At 60.5% G+C, this 16,420-nt stretch carries 18 protein-coding genes; 9 read left to right on the forward strand and 9 right to left on the reverse strand.

Translation table 11 applies throughout. The features are described 5' to 3' along the window. Positions 1-26 precede the first annotated feature (26 nt). The 6 genes from LDN85_RS15290 (at position 27) to LDN85_RS15315 (ending at position 6,263) form a co-directional block, all read left to right on the forward strand. On the forward strand, positions 27-971 hold the full coding sequence (locus LDN85_RS15290; RefSeq protein ID WP_263422065.1) for a pilus assembly protein TadG-related protein: 945 nt from the start codon (positions 27-29) through the stop codon (positions 969-971). A gap of 55 nt (positions 972-1,026) precedes the next feature. Next, positions 1,027-1,794, forward strand: a complete 768-nt coding sequence (locus tag LDN85_RS15295) for an RcpC/CpaB family pilus assembly protein (protein WP_026546285.1) — start codon at positions 1,027-1,029, stop codon at positions 1,792-1,794. Beyond that, positions 1,791-2,990 carry an AAA family ATPase gene (locus tag LDN85_RS15300; RefSeq protein ID WP_026546286.1) on the forward strand — a complete coding sequence of 400 codons (1,200 nt, stop codon included), beginning with the start codon at positions 1,791-1,793 and terminating at the stop codon, positions 2,988-2,990. The genes LDN85_RS15295 and LDN85_RS15300 overlap by 4 nt, the downstream gene beginning before the upstream one ends. Before the next feature lie 119 nt (positions 2,991-3,109). Next, complete coding sequence (locus tag LDN85_RS15305) at positions 3,110-4,429, forward strand: CpaF family protein (protein WP_223945475.1); 1,320 nt, start codon at positions 3,110-3,112, stop codon at positions 4,427-4,429. After that, positions 4,429-5,373 carry a type II secretion system F family protein gene (locus tag LDN85_RS15310; RefSeq protein ID WP_223943462.1) on the forward strand — a complete coding sequence of 315 codons (945 nt, stop codon included), beginning with the start codon at positions 4,429-4,431 and terminating at the stop codon, positions 5,371-5,373. The genes LDN85_RS15305 and LDN85_RS15310 overlap by 1 nt, the downstream gene beginning before the upstream one ends. Positions 5,374-5,384: 11 nt before the next feature. After that, on the forward strand, positions 5,385-6,263 hold the full coding sequence (locus tag LDN85_RS15315) for a type II secretion system F family protein (protein ID WP_223943463.1): 879 nt from the start codon (positions 5,385-5,387) through the stop codon (positions 6,261-6,263). 125 nt (positions 6,264-6,388) lie between these two features. On the opposite strand, the gene LDN85_RS15320 is transcribed toward LDN85_RS15315, so the two are convergent. From LDN85_RS15320 to LDN85_RS15355, 8 genes are all read right to left on the reverse strand, one after another. Further along, positions 6,389-7,279 carry a tRNA pseudouridine synthase A gene (locus LDN85_RS15320; RefSeq protein WP_223943464.1) on the reverse strand — a complete coding sequence of 297 codons (891 nt, stop codon included), beginning with the start codon at positions 7,277-7,279 and terminating at the stop codon, positions 6,389-6,391. A 31-nt stretch (positions 7,280-7,310) separates the two neighbouring features. Next, positions 7,311-7,871 carry a 50S ribosomal protein L17 gene (rplQ, locus tag LDN85_RS15325; RefSeq protein ID WP_223943465.1) on the reverse strand — a complete coding sequence of 187 codons (561 nt, stop codon included), beginning with the start codon at positions 7,869-7,871 and terminating at the stop codon, positions 7,311-7,313. 66 nt (positions 7,872-7,937) lie between these two features. Next, positions 7,938-8,948, reverse strand: a complete 1,011-nt coding sequence (locus LDN85_RS15330) for a DNA-directed RNA polymerase subunit alpha (RefSeq protein WP_011775567.1) — start codon at positions 8,946-8,948, stop codon at positions 7,938-7,940. Positions 8,949-9,097: 149 nt separating this feature from the next. After that, on the reverse strand, positions 9,098-9,499 hold the full coding sequence (gene rpsK, locus LDN85_RS15335) for a 30S ribosomal protein S11 (RefSeq protein WP_014922380.1): 402 nt from the start codon (positions 9,497-9,499) through the stop codon (positions 9,098-9,100). Between the two features lie 51 nt (positions 9,500-9,550). Then, entirely contained in the window at positions 9,551-9,928 is a 378-nt protein-coding gene (rpsM, locus tag LDN85_RS15340; RefSeq protein ID WP_011775569.1) for a 30S ribosomal protein S13, read from the reverse strand. A 196-nt stretch (positions 9,929-10,124) separates the two neighbouring features. Beyond that, positions 10,125-10,238, reverse strand: a complete 114-nt coding sequence (gene rpmJ / locus LDN85_RS15345) for a 50S ribosomal protein L36 (RefSeq protein ID WP_011775570.1) — start codon at positions 10,236-10,238, stop codon at positions 10,125-10,127. Between the two features lie 72 nt (positions 10,239-10,310). Then, complete coding sequence (infA, locus tag LDN85_RS15350) at positions 10,311-10,532, reverse strand: translation initiation factor IF-1 (RefSeq protein ID WP_011775571.1); 222 nt, start codon at positions 10,530-10,532, stop codon at positions 10,311-10,313. Between the two features lie 194 nt (positions 10,533-10,726). Continuing rightward, entirely contained in the window at positions 10,727-11,743 is a 1,017-nt protein-coding gene (locus tag LDN85_RS15355; protein WP_223943466.1) for a P1 family peptidase, read from the reverse strand. Positions 11,744-12,120: 377 nt separating this feature from the next. Here LDN85_RS15355 and LDN85_RS15360 point away from each other — a divergent pair, with 377 nt between their 5' ends. The 3 genes from LDN85_RS15360 (at position 12,121) to LDN85_RS15370 (ending at position 15,453) form a co-directional block, all read left to right on the forward strand. After that, complete coding sequence (locus LDN85_RS15360; RefSeq protein WP_223943467.1) at positions 12,121-13,107, forward strand: sugar ABC transporter permease; 987 nt, start codon at positions 12,121-12,123, stop codon at positions 13,105-13,107. Beyond that, entirely contained in the window at positions 13,104-14,045 is a 942-nt protein-coding gene (locus LDN85_RS15365) for a carbohydrate ABC transporter permease (protein WP_223943468.1), read from the forward strand. Before LDN85_RS15360 ends, LDN85_RS15365 begins: the two co-directional genes overlap by 4 nt. A gap of 61 nt (positions 14,046-14,106) precedes the next feature. Further along, on the forward strand, positions 14,107-15,453 hold the full coding sequence (locus LDN85_RS15370; protein WP_223943469.1) for an ABC transporter substrate-binding protein: 1,347 nt from the start codon (positions 14,107-14,109) through the stop codon (positions 15,451-15,453). 117 nt (positions 15,454-15,570) lie between these two features. Here the strand turns inward: LDN85_RS15370 and map are convergent, their stop codons facing one another. Beyond that, the gene (map, locus tag LDN85_RS15375; protein WP_026539823.1) at positions 15,571-16,398 is read right to left on the reverse strand and encodes a type I methionyl aminopeptidase; all 828 of its coding nucleotides are present in this window, start codon (positions 16,396-16,398) and stop codon (positions 15,571-15,573) included. Between the last annotated feature and the right edge of the window lie 22 nt (positions 16,399-16,420).

A 16,420-nucleotide genomic window follows, 5' to 3' on the forward strand; every position in this document is an offset into this window, starting at 1 on the left:
GCGCCACCACCGTCATTGTTGCCGGCATGATGGTCGCACTCCTGGGATTCGCAGCCCTGGCTGTAGATGTCGGAGCACTCTATGCCGAGAAGGCACAGCTCCAGAACGGGGCGGACGCTGCGGCCCTCGCCGTTGCGACAGATTGCGCCGAAGGCAGCTGCGCCAACAGCAGCTCCACTGCCAATAGCTTCGCAAATGACAACGCGAACGATTCGACCAGCGGTGCAACTGTGACATTTCCCGCTTCCACGACAGTCCGCGTTGTGACGAATGCCCGGGACACCAACGGACAAAACAGCTTCTCACTGTTCTTCGCCCGGGTTCTGGGTGTCGAAACCGAACAGGTCGGGGCTTTGGCTGAGGCTTCGTGGGGCGCGCCCACCAGCGCAACGACGTTGCCTTGGACGGTGAGCGAATGTGTCTTCAAGAAGTACTTGTCGCCTGCCCAGTTGGCCTCATTGAACTCAACCGGGAACTTCTCAGGTGACCCCGTTCCAACACACGTGACCTTAAGATATGACACAAATGCACCCGCAGTTGGTGGATGTGTTGCTCAAAACGGCTATCAGCCCGGGGGCTTTGGATGGCTGGCAACCAACTCCGGCTGCACCACGGATATCTCCATTAGTGCTGCCGTCCAGGGTCAACCTGGGAACCACTTTCCCAACGGGGCGACCTGCGCATCCGCGCTTGCCCACATCATGGATCAACCCGCGTTGATTCCGCTCTTCAAGACGGCGGCCCAGAACGGCAACAAGACGAAGTACACACTGGTGGGTTTCGCAGCCTTCCAAGTGACTGGGTACAAGTTCGATGGCGGCCAAAACCTGGACCCGGCTGCTCCAAGCTGCACCAACAATTGCAGGGCTATCCAGGGATTCTTTTCCCGCTTCGTGACTCTCGAAGAAGGTTCGCAGGTTTCGGGCGGCATCCCCAACTATGGAGCGTCGGTCGTGACGCTCACCGAGTAAATGCTCAACGAGCGTCTACTAAGGAACCTCACGAGAACTCGAAGGGAGTTACAAAGTGAAAACACGCCTACTGGGAGGCATTGCTGCACTGCTTTTGGCAGTCATTGGCACCGTCTTGCTGGTCACCTATGTTCAGGGGGCCGACAAGCGGGCGCAGCAAGGGCTTGATCCCGTATCAGTACTTGTTGTTAAAGAACGCATTCCCGCCGGCACCAAGGCAGAGGAGCTTCAATCCAAGCTCAAAACCGAAACCTTGCCGCAGTCAGCAGTTGCACCAGGCACCATTAGCGCCCTCACTGATCAAAAGGGCAAAGTTACCTCTTCGGATCTTCAACCCGGGGAACAGTTGTTGGGAGTCAAGCTGGTCAGCCCCAAGGAACTTGTCCCTGGAACTGTTCCTGTCCCGGAGGGCTTGCAGGAAGCAACCTTTGTTCTTGCTCCGGAGCGCATGCTCGGAGGGCGGGTTGAGGCCGGGGATACAGTGACTGTCTTCGCCTCCTTCAAACTGGACGAGGCTGTCCCTGCAGGAGCCAATCTGCCCGCAGGTATGACGGGCTGGAAAGACTTCACTGAGCTCCTTTATCACGACGTCCTGGTCACCGCGGTTCAGCAGGCGGCCCCCGATGCCGAAAAGTCAGCCGGCACTGAAAAGGCCGTCGCACTTCCCAACGGTTCGGCGTACGTCACGGTGGCCCTGAGCGACGCCAACGCCGCCAAGATGGTTTTTGGTGCAGAGTTCGGCACTCTTTGGCTTTCCAAGCAGACAGACAAGACCGCCAAGAGCGATCCCCCAACCACCACGTTTGGAGGGCTGGTCCAATGAGCCGCTTCGTAGCCATCACCGCCGTCCGGGACTTTGAAGCCCGGATTCGACAAGCCATTTCCGGAGCCCTGCATGGTGAGCTACAAACATTGTCACCCGCCGTGCTCCAAGCCGGCACCGACGATATTTTCGAGCAACTGACTGGAGCCCCGCCTGAAGTCATGATCCTCGGCCCTGGCGTCAATCCCGACGATGCCTTCAAACTGGCCACAGTGATTGACCTTCAGTATCCCGAAATCAGCCTGCTGATGGTCGCCGAACCAACTGCGGACGTTGTCCTAAAAGCCATGCATGCCGGAGTCCGGGACGTGGTGGCACCTGAAGCCGACGTCAACGAGCTTCGCGTCCTCTTGGAGCGTGCTTGCTTGGCAGCTGCCAGCCGGCGACGCGGAATGAAGCCTGCTGCCGAATCCGGGCAGGAGCGTGGCCGGGTCATTGCCGTCATGTCGCCTAAAGGTGGCGTAGGCAAGACAACCGTTGCCACCAACCTGGCCATCGGGCTGGGCACAGTCGCACCTATGAGCGTGGTGATCGTGGACCTGGATTTGCAATTCGGAGATGTTGCCTCCGGCCTCTTGCTGGAACCGGAACACTCCATCACCGAAGCCGTGCACGGAGCAGCAGCCCAGGACTCGATGGTGCTGAAGGCGTTCTTGACAGTCCATCCCGCTGGAATCTATGCCCTGTGTGCTCCTCAAAAGCCATCGGATTCGGACTACATCACCGCCGAACACGTGACCCGGCTCCTTAACCAATTGGCTACCGAGTTCAAGTACGTCGTGGTGGACACCGCACCGGGTCTTGGTGAACACTGCCTGGCGACCCTGGAGTTGGCTACTGACGGCGTCTGGGTCTGCGGGATGGATGTTCCGAGTATCAGGGGTCTCCGGAAGTGCTTCAGTGTGCTGAAGGAGCTCCAGCTCTTACCTCAAGGACGCCACACCGTCCTGAACTTCGCGGACAGGAAGAGCGGTCTTTCCGTCCAGGATGTTGAGGCCACCATAGGTGTTCCCATTGACACCGTGATACCTCGTTCAAAGACACTTCCCTACTCCACGAATCGCGGCATTCCTGTCCTTCAAGGCACCGCCAGGGACGCCTCAATCAAAGGGCTGCGGAAACTGGTGCAACGATTCGATCCTCAGTTGGAATCAACGCCCCAAACCAAACTGCACCGGAGGGTGGTGGTGTCGTGAAACTGTCTGAGAGGCTTTCAAAAAACAACCCACTCCATGCAGTTGGCTCCACAGTATCCGAATCGGGAGATTTCACCTCAGGCGGAAACGGGGGCGGATCACCGTCCAATTCGTCACCGATCCTGGGGGGTACCCCTACCGCTCCGGCAGTGGATGCACTGGCGGGACTCAAACAGCGCGCCGCCTCTTCGCTCTTCACACGCCTCGGAAACCGGATGGGCGATACGTCATCGACTGAAGAGGACCTGCGGTCCTTTGCGGTAGAGGAACTCTCGGCCGTTATCGATGATGAGCAGGTACCTCTATCCCCTGAGGAACGTCGGAGGCTTATTCGCGAGATTTCCGACGAAGTCATGGGCTACGGTCCATTGCAGCGATTGCTGGAGGACCCCTCCGTCACCGAAGTCATGGTGAACCGCTTTGACCAGATCTACGTGGAGAGACATGGACAGCTGGCGTTGACAGAGCTGCAGTTCAGTTCAGATGAGCATCTGCGGAAAGTCATCGAGAGGATCGTTTCGAAGGTCGGCCGCCGTATTGACGAGTCGTCCCCCTTGGTGGATGCCCGTCTGGAAGACGGCTCCCGTGTCAACGCGATCATTCCCCCCTTGGCTGTCAATGGCCCTTCGCTGACCATCAGGAAATTCAGCCACGTTCCACTGACTGTGCGGAACCTCATCGAATGGGGATCCATGAGCCAGGAAATCGCCGAGCTGCTGAGTGCGTGCGTCCGGGCAAGATTAAATGTCATCGTCTCCGGCGGCACAGGCACCGGAAAGACGACACTGCTCAACGTGCTGTCCTCCTTCATTCCCGAATCCGACCGAATCGTCACCATCGAGGACGCGGTGGAGCTGCAGCTCCAGCAACGCCACGTCGTCCGCTTGGAGAGCAGGCCACCCAATATCGAAGGCAAGGGAGCCATCTCCATCCGGGACCTCGTGCGGAATTCGCTCCGTATGCGCCCTGACAGAATCATCGTTGGTGAGGTTCGTGGAGGCGAGTCTTTGGACATGCTGCAGGCAATGAACACTGGTCACGACGGATCGCTGTCCACCGTCCATGCCAACTCCCCCCGCGATGCAATTGCCCGTTTGGAGACGCTGGTGCTCATGGCCGGAATGGATCTCCCGCTTAGGGCAATCCGCGAGCAAGTGTCCTCCGCCGTGGACCTCATTGTTCAAGTGACCCGCCTGCGCGATGGGAGCCGACGGATAACCCACCTCACGGAGGTGCAAGGGATGGAAGGCGACGTCGTGACGCTGCAGGATGCTTTCCTCTTCGATTACTCCGCAGGCTTGGACGCCCAAGGCCGCTTCCTGGGCAAAGCCATTCCCACAGGTATTCGACCCCGCTTCCTGGACCGCTTTGGGGAACTCGGCATCCAGGTATCGCCGGCGACCTTCGGTGTCACGTCAATACCGGCAGGGAGGCGATAATGATGGATTCTCCAGCCCTCTTCGGTCTAGCCATCGCGTTGTGCATGGCAGCTCTCGTTCTCCTGGTGGCCGTCGTACTGAAACCCCGGAACGGCCCTATCCCGGTCGAGCGCCGCCGTGCCGAATTGCCGCAGGACAGTTCGGCAGTAGGGCACATCTCAGAGTCCGCAGTTCGCATCGTTGAAATCTTCATCGGTAAATCCGGCGGTCCTTTCAACCGCGAGGTTCTCTACAGGGCAGGCGTCAAACAGGCGCCCGCAGACGTGACTGTCATTGTCGTCATCGCAGCCCTGATCCTCGGCGCCCTGGGCTGGTTACTGGCCAGCCCCGTTGTCGGCATCCTCCTTGCCCTGGCTGCTCCTATTGGCGCCAAATTGATGCTTGTCCTTAAGACAGAGAAGCGCCGGGGCAAATTCGAGATGCAACTAACGGATACGATCCAGATGCTGATCGGCGGCCTGCGGGTAGGCCATAGCATCATGAGGTCCTTGGAAGCTTCCGCCCTTGAATCACAGGCGCCGACATCGGAAGAGCTCGCCCGCATTGTCAACGAAGTAAGGATTGGCAAGGACCCTCGACGGGCCCTCGAAGAGTGCGCAGCGCGTATGGACAGCGAGGATTTCCGCTGGATAGGACAAGCCATCCAGATCAATCGCGAAGTTGGTGGGGACCTTGCGGAGGTATTGGAACAAGTAGCGGGAACCATGCGGGAACGAAGTGAAATTAAGGGGCACGTTCGTTCTCTCAGCGCGGAAGGCAAAATGTCTGCCCTGATTCTCATGGCGTTGCCCGTTGCCGTGGCATTGGTGCTGACAGTTATCAACCCTGGCTACATCCGACTCTTCGTTGAGCGTCCATTAGGCATCGCCATGATCGTCCTGAGCCTGTTGATGTTTACCATCGGCGGTTTCTGGATGAACCGCACTGTGAAAATCAAGTTCTAGGAGACCCGGTCATGTCACCATTTGTGTGGGCTCTTATCGCCCTCATTATTGTGCCTTTGGCATATTTCATCTGGACGCTAACGACTGCGGACCGCAAAGGCATCGTTGCGATTCAATCCAACCTTGGTTCGGGCTTCGCTTCAGGATCAGGTTCCATCGTGCGGCGCCCACTGGTCCTGCTCGAAGTTGCCCGAAAGCTCACTCCAGGCAGTTATGAAGCGAAACTGGATCAATGGCTGGCCCTCGCCGGGCGTCCACAATCAATGCCTCTGGGTAAACTCATCGCTTTGAAACCGACTCTGGCCCTCGCAGGAGCCGTTGGCGGAACTCTTCTGTTCTTGCTGAGCCCGGTCCCGGCCATCGTTGGGCTTGGACTGTTCCTCACCATTTTCCTTTACTTCCTGCCGGACCTCCTGATCTACAACGTCGGTATCAAACGGCAGGATGCCATCAAGCTTGAATTTCCGAACACACTCGATCAGATGTTGATTTCCGTAGAGGCCGGCCTCGGCTTTGAATCCGCAATGGAGCGCGCATCAGCACAAGGAACCGGCCCTCTTGCGGAGGAACTTATTCGGACACTGCAGGACATCCAAGTAGGACGCCCGCGACAGGAATCCTATGACGCTCTTGCAGATCGGTGCTCGGTACCGGACGTTCGCAGTTTCGTCCTGGCCGTCATTCAGGCGGACAAGTACGGCATCGGAATAGCCAACGTACTACGCGCCCAGGCTAAGCAAGCCCGCGTGAAAAGACGGCAGAATGCCGAGGAAAAGGCCCAGAAGTTGCCGGTCAAGGTGCTTTTTCCGCTGTTGTTTTGCATCTTTCCAGTGCTGTTCATAGTCCTTCTGGGGCCAGCGGTCATCAGGATCATAGAGGCCTTTTCGTAAAGGCTCCCCCGCTGGAAATAGACCGGCACTTCGCGGATCCCAGACCACGGAGTGCCACAACGGCCCCCTTCCGGTACCCAGAGCCGGGAGGGGGTCCTCCAATGCCCGGACCCCAACGGAAAGAACTACTGTCGTCGCGCCCGCGTCAGCTCAGCCCGGGCCAGCAGCTCGGCGTCCGTTGGATAGGCAACTTCTTCCAGCACCAACGGGTGGGGTGCGGCCAGAACGGACTTGGCGTCCCGCTTGCGTTCCAGCAGCCGGGAGTGCAACCAGCCCGGGGACTCCAAGCCCTCCCCCACACGCAGCGCAGACCCCACCAAGGAGCGCACCATGTTGTGGCAGAAAGCATCAGCCTGAACGGTGGCAACAATGACACCATCGCCGGCACGGTCAAAGGTGAACTTCTGCAGCTCACGAATGGTAGTGGCACCTTCCCGTGGCTTGCAGTAGGAACGGAAATCCTGAAGTCCAAGCAAAGCCGCAGCGCCTTGGTTCATCAGCGAAACATCCAGCGCAGTCTTGTGCCACAGGGTAATCCCCCGCAGGACAGGGTCCCACCGCTCCGGGCCATCGGCGATGCGGTAGCTGTACCTACGCCACAAGGCAGAAAAGCGGGCGTCAAAGCCCTCGGGCGCCAGGCCGGCGTCGTGCACTTCAACGGCCCCCGTAAGGTCACCGAGAATCCGGCTCAAGGCGCCACGGAGCCGCCGCAAGAGCGCGACGCCGGGATCGAGTTCGTGCCCGCGCGGCAGTGACAGCCACTCGGCTTCGGTCAGGTCCAGGTGAACCACCTGCCCGCGGGCGTGGACGCCGGCATCAGTTCTGCCGGCAACCGTCACACGGACCGGCCGTTGCAGCAAGAGAGCCAGTGCTTCTTCCAAAGAGCCCTGAACAGTCCGGAGACCCGGCTGCAATGCCCACCCGTTGAAAGGACCGCCGTCGTAGGAGAGATCAAGCCGGACACGCAAAAACCCGCCGCCCCCCAAAACGGGGGCAGCGGGTTTTCGTTCGTTCATAGACTAAGTCTACTGTGAAGAATTCAGTGAATTACTTCTTGTCCTCAGCGGCCGGAGCCTCTTCGGTTTCAGCAGCTTCAGCTTCAGCAACCTCTGCCTCAGCGGCCGGAGCCTCTTCGGTTTCAGCAGCTTCGGTCTCTACGACCTCTGCCTCAGCAGCCGGAGCTTCGGCAGCCGGAGCAGCCTTGGCAGCGGCAGCCGTTGCTTCAGCAACAACGGCCTGCTTCGGGGAAACCGGCTCGAGAACGAGCTCGATGACAGCCATGGGAGCGTTGTCGCCCTTGCGGTTGCCGATCTTGGTGATGCGGGTGTAGCCACCATCGCGGTTGGCAACGGCGCCGGCGATGTCGGTGAACAGCTCGTGGACAACGCCCTTGTCGCTGATCAGGCCGAGAACGCGGCGGCGGGAAGCGAGGTCGCCACGCTTGGCGAAGGTGACCAGACGCTCTGCGTACGGCTTAAGGCGCTTGGCCTTGGTGACCGTGGTGGTGATGCGCTTGTGCTCAAACAGAGCAGCTGCCAGGTTCGCGAGCATCAGGCGCTCGTGAGCCGGGCCGCCTCCGAGGCGCGGACCCTTAGTGGGGGTAGGCATAGTTATTTCTCCTGTTATGTAAGCCGGTCAGGTCCATCGCTGGACCCGGCGGCCAAGATCTGCTGTTTAGAGCTCGTCGTCGCTGAACGCGGCGTCGTCCTCTTCGATGGCTGCGGCGCGGGCTGCGAGATCGAAACCGGGAGGGGAGTCCTTGAGGGACAGACCCAGTTCGACGAGCTTTGCCTTGACCTCGTCAATGGACTTCGCACCGAAGTTACGAATGTCCATCAGGTCAGCCTCGGAGCGGGCAACGAGTTCACCCACGGTGTGGATGCCCTCACGCTTGAGGCAGTTGTAGGAACGGACGGTGAGGTCCAGATCCTCGATCGGCAGAGCCATGTCAGCTGCCAGGGCAGCGTCCGTCGGCGACGGGCCAATCTCGATACCTTCAGCTGCGGTGTTCAGCTCACGAGCCAGACCGAACAGTTCCACCAGGGTGGTGCCTGCGGAAGCAACAGCATCGCGCGGGGCGATTGCCTGCTTGGTCTCGACGTCGACAATGAGCTTGTCGAAGTCGGTGCGCTGCTCAACACGGGTAGCTTCCACGCGGAAAGTTACCTTCATGACCGGCGAGTAGATCGAGTCGACCGGAATGCGGCCGATCTCGGAGTCGCCGGACTTGTTCTGAGCTGCCGAAACGTAGCCACGGCCGCGCTCGATGGTCAGTTCGAGTTCGAACTTGCCCTTCGAGTTCAGTGTGGCAATGTGCAGATCCGGGTTGTGGAATTCGACGCCGGCCGGCGGAGCGATGTCCGCGGCGGTGACGACTCCGGGGCCCTGCTTGCGCAGGTACGCAACAACCGGCTCATCGTGCTCGGAGGAAACCGAAAGGTTCTTGATGTTCAGGATGATCTCGGTGACATCTTCCTTGACACCCGGAACCGTGGTGAACTCGTGCAGCACGCCATCGATCCGGATGCTGGTTACAGCGGCACCGGGGATGGAGGAGAGCAGGGTACGGCGGAGGGAGTTTCCGAGGGTGTAGCCGAAGCCCGGCTCCAGCGGTTCAATGATGAAACGGGAGCGGTTCTCGGATACAACTTCTTCAGACAGGGTGGGGCGCTGTGCAATGAGCACTTAGGTTTCCTTTCGGCGAGCATCCGCTATATGACGCAACACAGGTGGTGGAAATCGGCTTCGGTTTCCAGCCTGACCAGCCGGGCCATGCTGATGGATGATCGAAACCATCCATAGCAGGCCCGGCCGGTCAGGCAGGGAAGACCTAATTAGACGCGGCGGCGCTTCGGCGGGCGGCAACCGTTGTGGGCGCTGGGGGTGACGTCCTGGATGGAGCCAACCTCGAGGCCAGCGGCCTGAAGTGAACGGATTGCGGTTTCGCGTCCGGAACCCGGGCCCTTGACGAATACGTCAACCTTGCGCAGACCGTGCTCCTGAGCGCGCTTTGCAGCAGCTTCGGCAGCCATCTGGGCAGCGAACGGGGTGGACTTACGGGAGCCCTTGAAGCCAACCTCACCGGCGGAAGCCCATGAGATGACAGCACCGTTCGGGTCCGTGATGGACACGATGGTGTTGTTAAAGGTGCTCTTGATGTGCGCCTGGCCAAGCGCAATATTCTTCTTATCCTTGCGACGCGGCTTACGAACCGCTCCACGAGTCTTCGGGGGCATTGTTTCTCCTACAGAAAGTTATCGGGGGAAAACCAGGTCAATCCCGAGGGATTAACGTCCGGCCTTCTTCTTGCCGGCGACGGTGCGCTTCGGACCCTTGCGGGTACGTGCGTTGGTCTTCGTACGCTGTCCGCGTACGGGCAGGCCCTTGCGGTGGCGCAGGCCTTCGTAGCTGCCGATCTCTACCTTGCGGCGGATATCAGCGGCTACCTCGCGGCGAAGGTCACCCTCAACCTTGTAGTTGCCTTCAATGTAGTCACGCAGCTGGACCAGTTCGGCGTCAGTCAGGTCCTTGACGCGAACGTCAGCGCTGATGCCGGTGGCAGCCAGGGTTTCGTGTGCACGGGTCTTGCCCACGCCGTAGATGTAAGTAAGCGCAATTTCCAACCGCTTTTCGCGGGGAATGTCTACGCCAGCGAGACGAGCCATAGTGGCGGTACTCCTTGAATAAACCGGAGGTCGTAGGCAGTACACCCACACGTTCCGTGTGGCCCCAGCCTCCGACCGGGGGTTCGCTGACCAGGCTCTGAAATGCAGTCCTGGCACAGCTTGTGCTGCCTTTATTTACTTGCGTGGGCTAGCAACCCAGGTTTGCCCTTGCGGGCGCTGATTCCCGGAAGGGGAATTAGCCCTGGCGCTGCTTGTGGCGCGGGTTCTCGCAGATCACCATGACCCGGCCGTTACGGCGGATCACTTTGCACTTGTCGCAGATCTGCTTGACGCTCGGCTTGACCTTCATGGCGTTCCTTTGCGTGTTTTGCAGTTGATCTGCTGGAGCGGCTTAGGCACTGTTGCCTGGCCGCCCAGCAATTTACTTGTAGCGGTAGACGATACGACCACGTGTGAGGTCGTATGGGCTCAGCTCAACCACTACCCGGTCCTCGGGGAGGATTCGAATGTAGTGCTGTCGCATCTTCCCAGAGATGTGTGCGAGAACGACGTGCTTATTGGTGAGCTCAACACGAAACATCGCATTGGGCAGCGCCTCAGTCACAACGCCCTCGATCTCAATGACCCCGTCCTTCTTGGCCATATCCTCCGCTAACTGTTGTTTGCCGCCGTCCTTCAGTAGGCACCGAAGATCCAGCGGACGTTTTTTGTTTGCTTGGCCACCTTGGAGCCACGACACCAAAAAGGGCGTGGCTGCACAGACAACCAACAAATAACTCTACGCCAATCAGGCCGGAAAGTTAAATCCGTCCATGGTAGCGCAAGGGTCGGCCGCCGTCACTCCCCCGCAGGCCTGAAAGCCGGGAATTCGCCTGCCGTAGTCGAGACACTTTCCGCAGCCCGGACGCCGTCGAGTATCGCCAGCCTGACGGCTTCCGCCGCGGCGCTTTGGAGTGTTATGAGCGAAATCTGCCGCGCCTGTTCGGTACTGCGGTCAAGCCCGACGGCGCCGGTCGCCAGGGCGAATACGGTGTCACCGTCCGCCAGGGTATGGGACGGATCCAGGGCCCGTGCCAAGCCCGCATGCCCGGCCGAGGCAGTCCGCTTGCACTCAGCCGCGTCCAGCACGGCATTGGTAGCGATCACCACGAGCGTGGTGTTGAGTCCCTGCGGCGGGGCCGTCAATGGCGCTTCCCGTTGGCCCTCCGGGCCTGGAGCCCGGCGGCGCGCGTCCAAGGGAGGAACGACCGAGCCCGCAGAGGACTTCAGGTCCGGAGGGCCAAACAACGGCGAGCCGAGCGCGTTCACCACTGCAATAGCCCCAATGACCACTCCGCCATCAAGAGTGATCGACGACGTTCCAATCCCGCCCTTGTACTGGCCGCGCGCAACCACCGCCCCCGTCCCGGCACCCACGTTTCCACGTTCGACGGCGGCATGGTCACCTGAGGCGAACGCTGCGGCGGCCGCTTGGTAACCCATGTCCGCGTCGGGTCGCGCCTTGACGTCGCCGCCGCGCCCGAGGTCAAAGATGGCCGCGGCAGGCACAATCGGCACTACAGTCCCCGGAACAGCAAACCCCCTGCCCTGCTCCTCACACCACAACTGCGCCCCGCCAGCCGAGGCCAACCCAAAAGCACTGCCTCCGGTCAACACCACGGCATCCACAGTGGAAACCAGGGTGGTCGGATCCAGCGCGTCGGTCTCATGAGTCCCCGGACCCCCACCACGAACATCCACGGAGCCAACAGTCCCCACGGGAGGCAGCACCACGGTCACTCCGGACAACCAGCCCTCCCCCACCCTCTGCACATGCCCAACCCGTATGCCCGCAACATCGGTGATCGAATTCATGGCTCCATTCTCCCCCTGCGGACCCAAACAAACTGCGGTAGGGCTGGACCCCGGCAGCGCGCGTCCAAGGTGGGCCCACGACGGCCGGGTTCCCTGGCCGAGCTTGCGAGGTTAGGGCGCCGTTGGGGAGGAACGACCGAGCGCGCCGAGGGGTTCGGCCCCACCGCAGGGTGGGCGCAGGTGCAAAGTGGGAGCCCGGCCTCGAATACGAACCAGCGAGTAACGCCGGGTAAACGGGTTGGGAAGTGTAAGACAACTATCGCTACGGGGCACCAATTTGGCCCAATCCCCTGCTGTGCATGTGGTGAGCTAAGCCTGTCTTCGCCGCCCCGGTCCGGGAGCTGGCGCCCCTGTTCGCCCGAAAACGTAAGTGACCCATGACTACCCGACAGATCCACAGCAGCACTGCGCCTGCCGGCAGGCCAGAGACAAAACCGCCGGCCCCGCCGCTTGAGCCGGCCAAGGACCTCCCGGCCAGGAGACGCTGGTCAGGCCGCAGCCGGAAGGACTTCCTGGTCTTCCTTGCCATGGCTTTGCCGAACCTCGTGCTGATCGGCACCTTCACGTACTGGCCCCTGATCAACAACATCTATTACTCCACGCTGGATTGGACGCTGGGTTCTGCGTCAGCCACGGTGGTGGGGCTGCAGAACTATGTCACGTTCTTCACCAGCGAGGACGCAGGCAAGGTTCTTGGCACTACGGCGATTTTTACGTTGGTGACGGTCGGTGGCTCCATGGTCCTTGGGTTGCTGGTTGCCCTTGCCTTGAACTCCAGAGTCCGCGGAACCACCTTCGCGAGGTCCGCAGTGTTTGCTCCTTATGTACTGTCCGGGGTGGGCGTCGGGTTGGTGTGGTTGTTCATTTTCGATCCCGGCTATGGCGTGCTGGCCTGGATTCTTCAGGCGTTTGGCCAGCAAAGCCCGCAGTGGATCAACGATCCCCAGTTGTCCTTGGTGATGGTGATCATCGTTTACGTGTGGAAGAACCTGGGCTATTGCGCCGTGGTGTACCTCGCCGGGCTCCAGTCCCTTCCCCAAGATGTCATGGAAGCTGCAGCGCTTGACGGGGCAAACAGCGTGCGGCGCTTCTTCAACATCTCCCTGCCGCTGCTCTCTCCCACCACGTTCTTCCTGCTGATCACCACCATGCTCAGTTCCCTGCAGGCGTTCGACCTCATCCGCATCATGACGCCGCTGGGCAATGGCACCAGCACGTTGATCTACGAGGCCTACCTGCAAGCATTCGGCGCATATAACCGTGCCGGCTATTCGGCCGCCATCTCAGTGGTCCTCTTCGCCATCCTGCTGATCATCACGGTCCTCCAACTGCGGTTTGTTGAGCGAAAGGTCCACTACTCATGAGCGCAACCTCACCCACCGCCGTCGTGCCTTCACCGGACCCCGCGCCTTCACCGGACCCACAGCAGGAAGCGAGCCAGGAGCCGCAGCAGCGGCCGCGTCCCTTCTCCAGCGCGAACCTGCTCCAGACTGTGGCAACCGGCTACGTTCCGTTGATCATCGCCACATTGGTGGTCTTTTTGCCCCTGCTGTGGATGCTGTTGAGCTCTTTCAAGCAGCCGGGCGAGATCGTCACCATGGACCTGAAGCTGCTGCCGGAGTCGCTCAACCTGGAAAACTACGCGACGGCGCTGTCCACTGTCCCGTTTGCGCAGTTCTTCGCCAACAGCCTGATCGTGACCCTGATCGGTTCATCCATCAAAGTCATCCTGGCCATTCTGACCGCCTATGCGTTGGTGTTCGTGCGCTTCCCGTTCAAGAACGTGATCTTCGTGCTGATCCTGGTGGCCCTCATGGTCCCGGCCCAAGTCTCCATCCTGCCCAACTACATCCTCATCGCAGGCATGGGTGGCAAGAACACTTTATGGGGCATCATCCTCCCCGGCCTCGGGACGGCATTTGGCACCTTCCTGCTGCGCCAACACTTCCTGACGCTGCCGCCGTCGATCCTGGAAGCCGCGGAAATTGATGGGGCCGGCCACTGGCGGCGGCTGTGGCAGATCATTGTGCCGGTCTCGGTGCCGTCGATCGCCACCGTGGCATTGGTAACAGTGGTCAGCGAATGGAACGACTACATTTGGCCGCTCATCATCACCGACCGCCCCGAAACCATGACGTTGCCTGTGGGCCTGACGCTGCTGCAGAACTCCGAAAGCAATGGCGCCGGGTGGGGAATCCTCATGGCCGGAGCCGTACTGGTGATCGTCCCCATCCTCCTGGTGTTCGCAGCACTCCAGCGCTACATCGTGGCCGGCCTGACCCAAGGCAGCGTCACCGGCTGATTTCTCCCTTCCGCACCATTCGCATCGAAACACCAGTAAAGAGTTATTGAGAGGAAGCACCATGCATACCAACCTTGACCGCCGACATTTCCTGGGCCTGGCCGGACTCGGCGCCGGAGCAGCAGCACTTGCCGCTTGCGGTGGGCCTTCGACGGCGGGCCCGGCAGGCGTCGTCGACACTGCAGGGATCGACTTCAATGGCGTGAAGCCGGCCGCCTCCATTGACTTCTGGACCAACCACCCAGGCAAGTCGCAGGACGTGGAGAAGGCAATCATTGAGAAGTTCCACGCCAAGTTCCCGGAGATCAAGGTCAACCTGGTCACGGCCGGCGCGAACTACGAGGAAATTGCACAGAAGTTCCAGACGTCGCAGGCCGCGAAGACCGGTCTCCCGGCCCTGGTGGTGCTCTCGGACGTGTGGTGGTTCCGCTACTTCTCCAACGGCAGCATCATCCCCTTGGACGGACTGGTGAAGCAGCTGGACATCAAGATCGATGACTTCCAGAAGTCGCTGGTGGACGACTACAAGTACGACGACAAGCAGTGGGCCCTCCCCTATGGCAGGTCCACCCCGCTGTTCTACTACAACAAGGACCATTTCAAGGCCGCGGGCATCCCGGACCGTGCACCGGCCACATGGCAGGAATTCGCAGAATGGGCTCCGAAGCTCAAGGCCACCTCCGGCGCGCAGTACGCCTACATCTATCCCGCGCTTGCCGGATACGCGGGATGGACCCTGCAGAACAACCTGTGGGGCTGGGGCGGCAGTTGGTCCAAGGACTGGGACATCACCTGTGACTCGGCTGAGTCCGTCGCGGCACTGCAATGGGCCCAGGATTCGATCTATAAGGATGCGTGGGCCGGTGTTTCCTCCAAGGAAGCCGCGGACGACTTCGCCGCAGGTATCACCTCATCCACCATTTCCTCCACCGGTTCCCTGTTGGGTGTACTGAAGGCAGCCAAGTTCAATGTGGGCGTCGGCTTCCTTCCAGGCGGTCCCGAGGTAGCCAGCGGAGTGTGCCCGACCGGTGGTGCCGGTCTCGGTATCCCAAGCGGCGTCACCAAGGAGGAACAGCTCGCTGCAGCCACGTTCCTGAAGTTCATGACCGAGCCTGAGAACACGGCCGCCTTCTCCGCCGCAACCGGCTACATGCCCACGCGCCTTTCAGCCGACATGTCCGCTGTTCTCGCAGCGACCCCGCAGATCAAGACCGCAATGGACCAACTCTCTGTGACCAAGGTCCAGGACAACGCCCGGGTATTCCTTCCGGGCGCGGACCAGGAGATGGCCAAGGCAGCGGCCAAGATCCTCACGCAGCAGGGCGACGTCAAGGCAACCATGACGGAGCTGAAGAAAACGCTCGAGGGCATTTACACCAAGGACGTGCAGCCCAAGCTGAAGGGCTGAATCCTCCTTCAGGCATGACAAGAGCCGGGCTGCTGAGGCAGCCCGGCTCTTGTGCTTAGGGTTGTACGGCTCCAGGTTTACGGGAGCGGTGCAGGGATTACGGCATAGGTACAGGCGTTACGGGATCGGTACAGGCACGACGCCGAGCGGCGCCAACTGCGCGGCGCCTCCGTCCGGTGCGGACAGGACCCAAATGCCTTTTTCGTGCACGGCTACGGAGTGCTCCCACTGGCAGGAACGCTTGCCGTCTGTGGTGACCACGGTCCAGTCGTCGTCGAGGGTGGCGGTCTCGATGCCGCCACGGACCAGCATGGGCTCAATGGCCAGGCACAGACCGGGGCGGATCTTCGGTCCGCGGTGGCCGGTACGGTAGTTCAGCACATCCGGTGCCATGTGCATTTCCGAACCAATGCCGTGCCCTACATAGTCTTCAAGGATGCCTAACGGCTTGCCTTGGACCGAGGACACGTAATCATCAATGGCGTTGCCGATATCGCCGACAAACTTTCCCTTGGCGAGGGCGGCAATACCCCGCCACATGGCAGCCTCGGTAACGTCGGAGAGCCGCTGGTCTTCGGGATCGGCTGCACCGACAATGACCGTCCGGGCCGAGTCGGAATGCCAGCCGTCCACAATGCAGCCACCGTCGATGGAGATGATGTCACCGTCGTTGAGGATCTTGTTTCCAGGGATCCCGTGGACCACTTCCTCGTTGACGGAGGTGCAGATGGTTGCGGGGAAGCCGTGATAGCCGAGGAAGTTGGACTTGGCTCCTGCGTCGTTGAGGACCTCGGCAAAAACACCGTCCAGGTCCTTGGTGGTGACGCCCGGCTTGGCCGCCGCAACTGCAGCGTCAAGTGCTCGGCTCAGGACAAGCCCGGCCTCCTGCATCTTGCGCATTTGCTCGTTGGTCTTGTATTCAATGCGGGGCTGACCGAACGCCATGTTCTCCTCTGGAAGATTTGCT

Source organism: Arthrobacter sp. StoSoilB20, assembly GCF_019977295.1.
Classification (GTDB): Bacteria; Actinomycetota; Actinomycetes; order Actinomycetales; family Micrococcaceae; genus Arthrobacter; species Arthrobacter nicotinovorans_A.

What these genes read in the sequence shown, in the direction of transcription:
- LDN85_RS15290 (WP_263422065.1), top strand. Translation starts at nt 27, where the DNA reads ATGATGGTCGCACTCCTGGGATTCGCAGCCCTGGCTGTAGATGTCGGA.
- LDN85_RS15300 (WP_026546286.1), top strand. Translation starts at nt 1,791, where the DNA reads ATGAGCCGCTTCGTAGCCATCACCGCCGTCCGGGACTTTGAAGCCCGG.
- LDN85_RS15310 (WP_223943462.1), top strand. Translation starts at nt 4,429, where the DNA reads ATGATGGATTCTCCAGCCCTCTTCGGTCTAGCCATCGCGTTGTGCATG.
- LDN85_RS15315 (WP_223943463.1), top strand. Translation starts at nt 5,385, where the DNA reads ATGTCACCATTTGTGTGGGCTCTTATCGCCCTCATTATTGTGCCTTTG.
- LDN85_RS15320 (WP_223943464.1), bottom strand. Translation starts at nt 7,279, where the DNA reads ATGAACGAACGAAAACCCGCTGCCCCCGTTTTGGGGGGCGGCGGGTTT.
- rplQ (WP_223943465.1), bottom strand. Translation starts at nt 7,871, where the DNA reads ATGCCTACCCCCACTAAGGGTCCGCGCCTCGGAGGCGGCCCGGCTCAC.
- rpsK (WP_014922380.1), bottom strand. Translation starts at nt 9,499, where the DNA reads ATGCCCCCGAAGACTCGTGGAGCGGTTCGTAAGCCGCGTCGCAAGGAT.
- rpsM (WP_011775569.1), bottom strand. Translation starts at nt 9,928, where the DNA reads ATGGCTCGTCTCGCTGGCGTAGACATTCCCCGCGAAAAGCGGTTGGAA.
- rpmJ (WP_011775570.1), bottom strand. Translation starts at nt 10,238, where the DNA reads ATGAAGGTCAAGCCGAGCGTCAAGCAGATCTGCGACAAGTGCAAAGTG.
- infA (WP_011775571.1), bottom strand. Translation starts at nt 10,532, where the DNA reads ATGGCCAAGAAGGACGGGGTCATTGAGATCGAGGGCGTTGTGACTGAG.
- LDN85_RS15355 (WP_223943466.1), bottom strand. Translation starts at nt 11,743, where the DNA reads ATGAATTCGATCACCGATGTTGCGGGCATACGGGTTGGGCATGTGCAG.
- LDN85_RS15360 (WP_223943467.1), top strand. Translation starts at nt 12,121, where the DNA reads ATGACTACCCGACAGATCCACAGCAGCACTGCGCCTGCCGGCAGGCCA.
- LDN85_RS15365 (WP_223943468.1), top strand. Translation starts at nt 13,104, where the DNA reads ATGAGCGCAACCTCACCCACCGCCGTCGTGCCTTCACCGGACCCCGCG.
- LDN85_RS15370 (WP_223943469.1), top strand. Translation starts at nt 14,107, where the DNA reads ATGCATACCAACCTTGACCGCCGACATTTCCTGGGCCTGGCCGGACTC.
- map (WP_026539823.1), bottom strand. Translation starts at nt 16,398, where the DNA reads ATGGCGTTCGGTCAGCCCCGCATTGAATACAAGACCAACGAGCAAATG.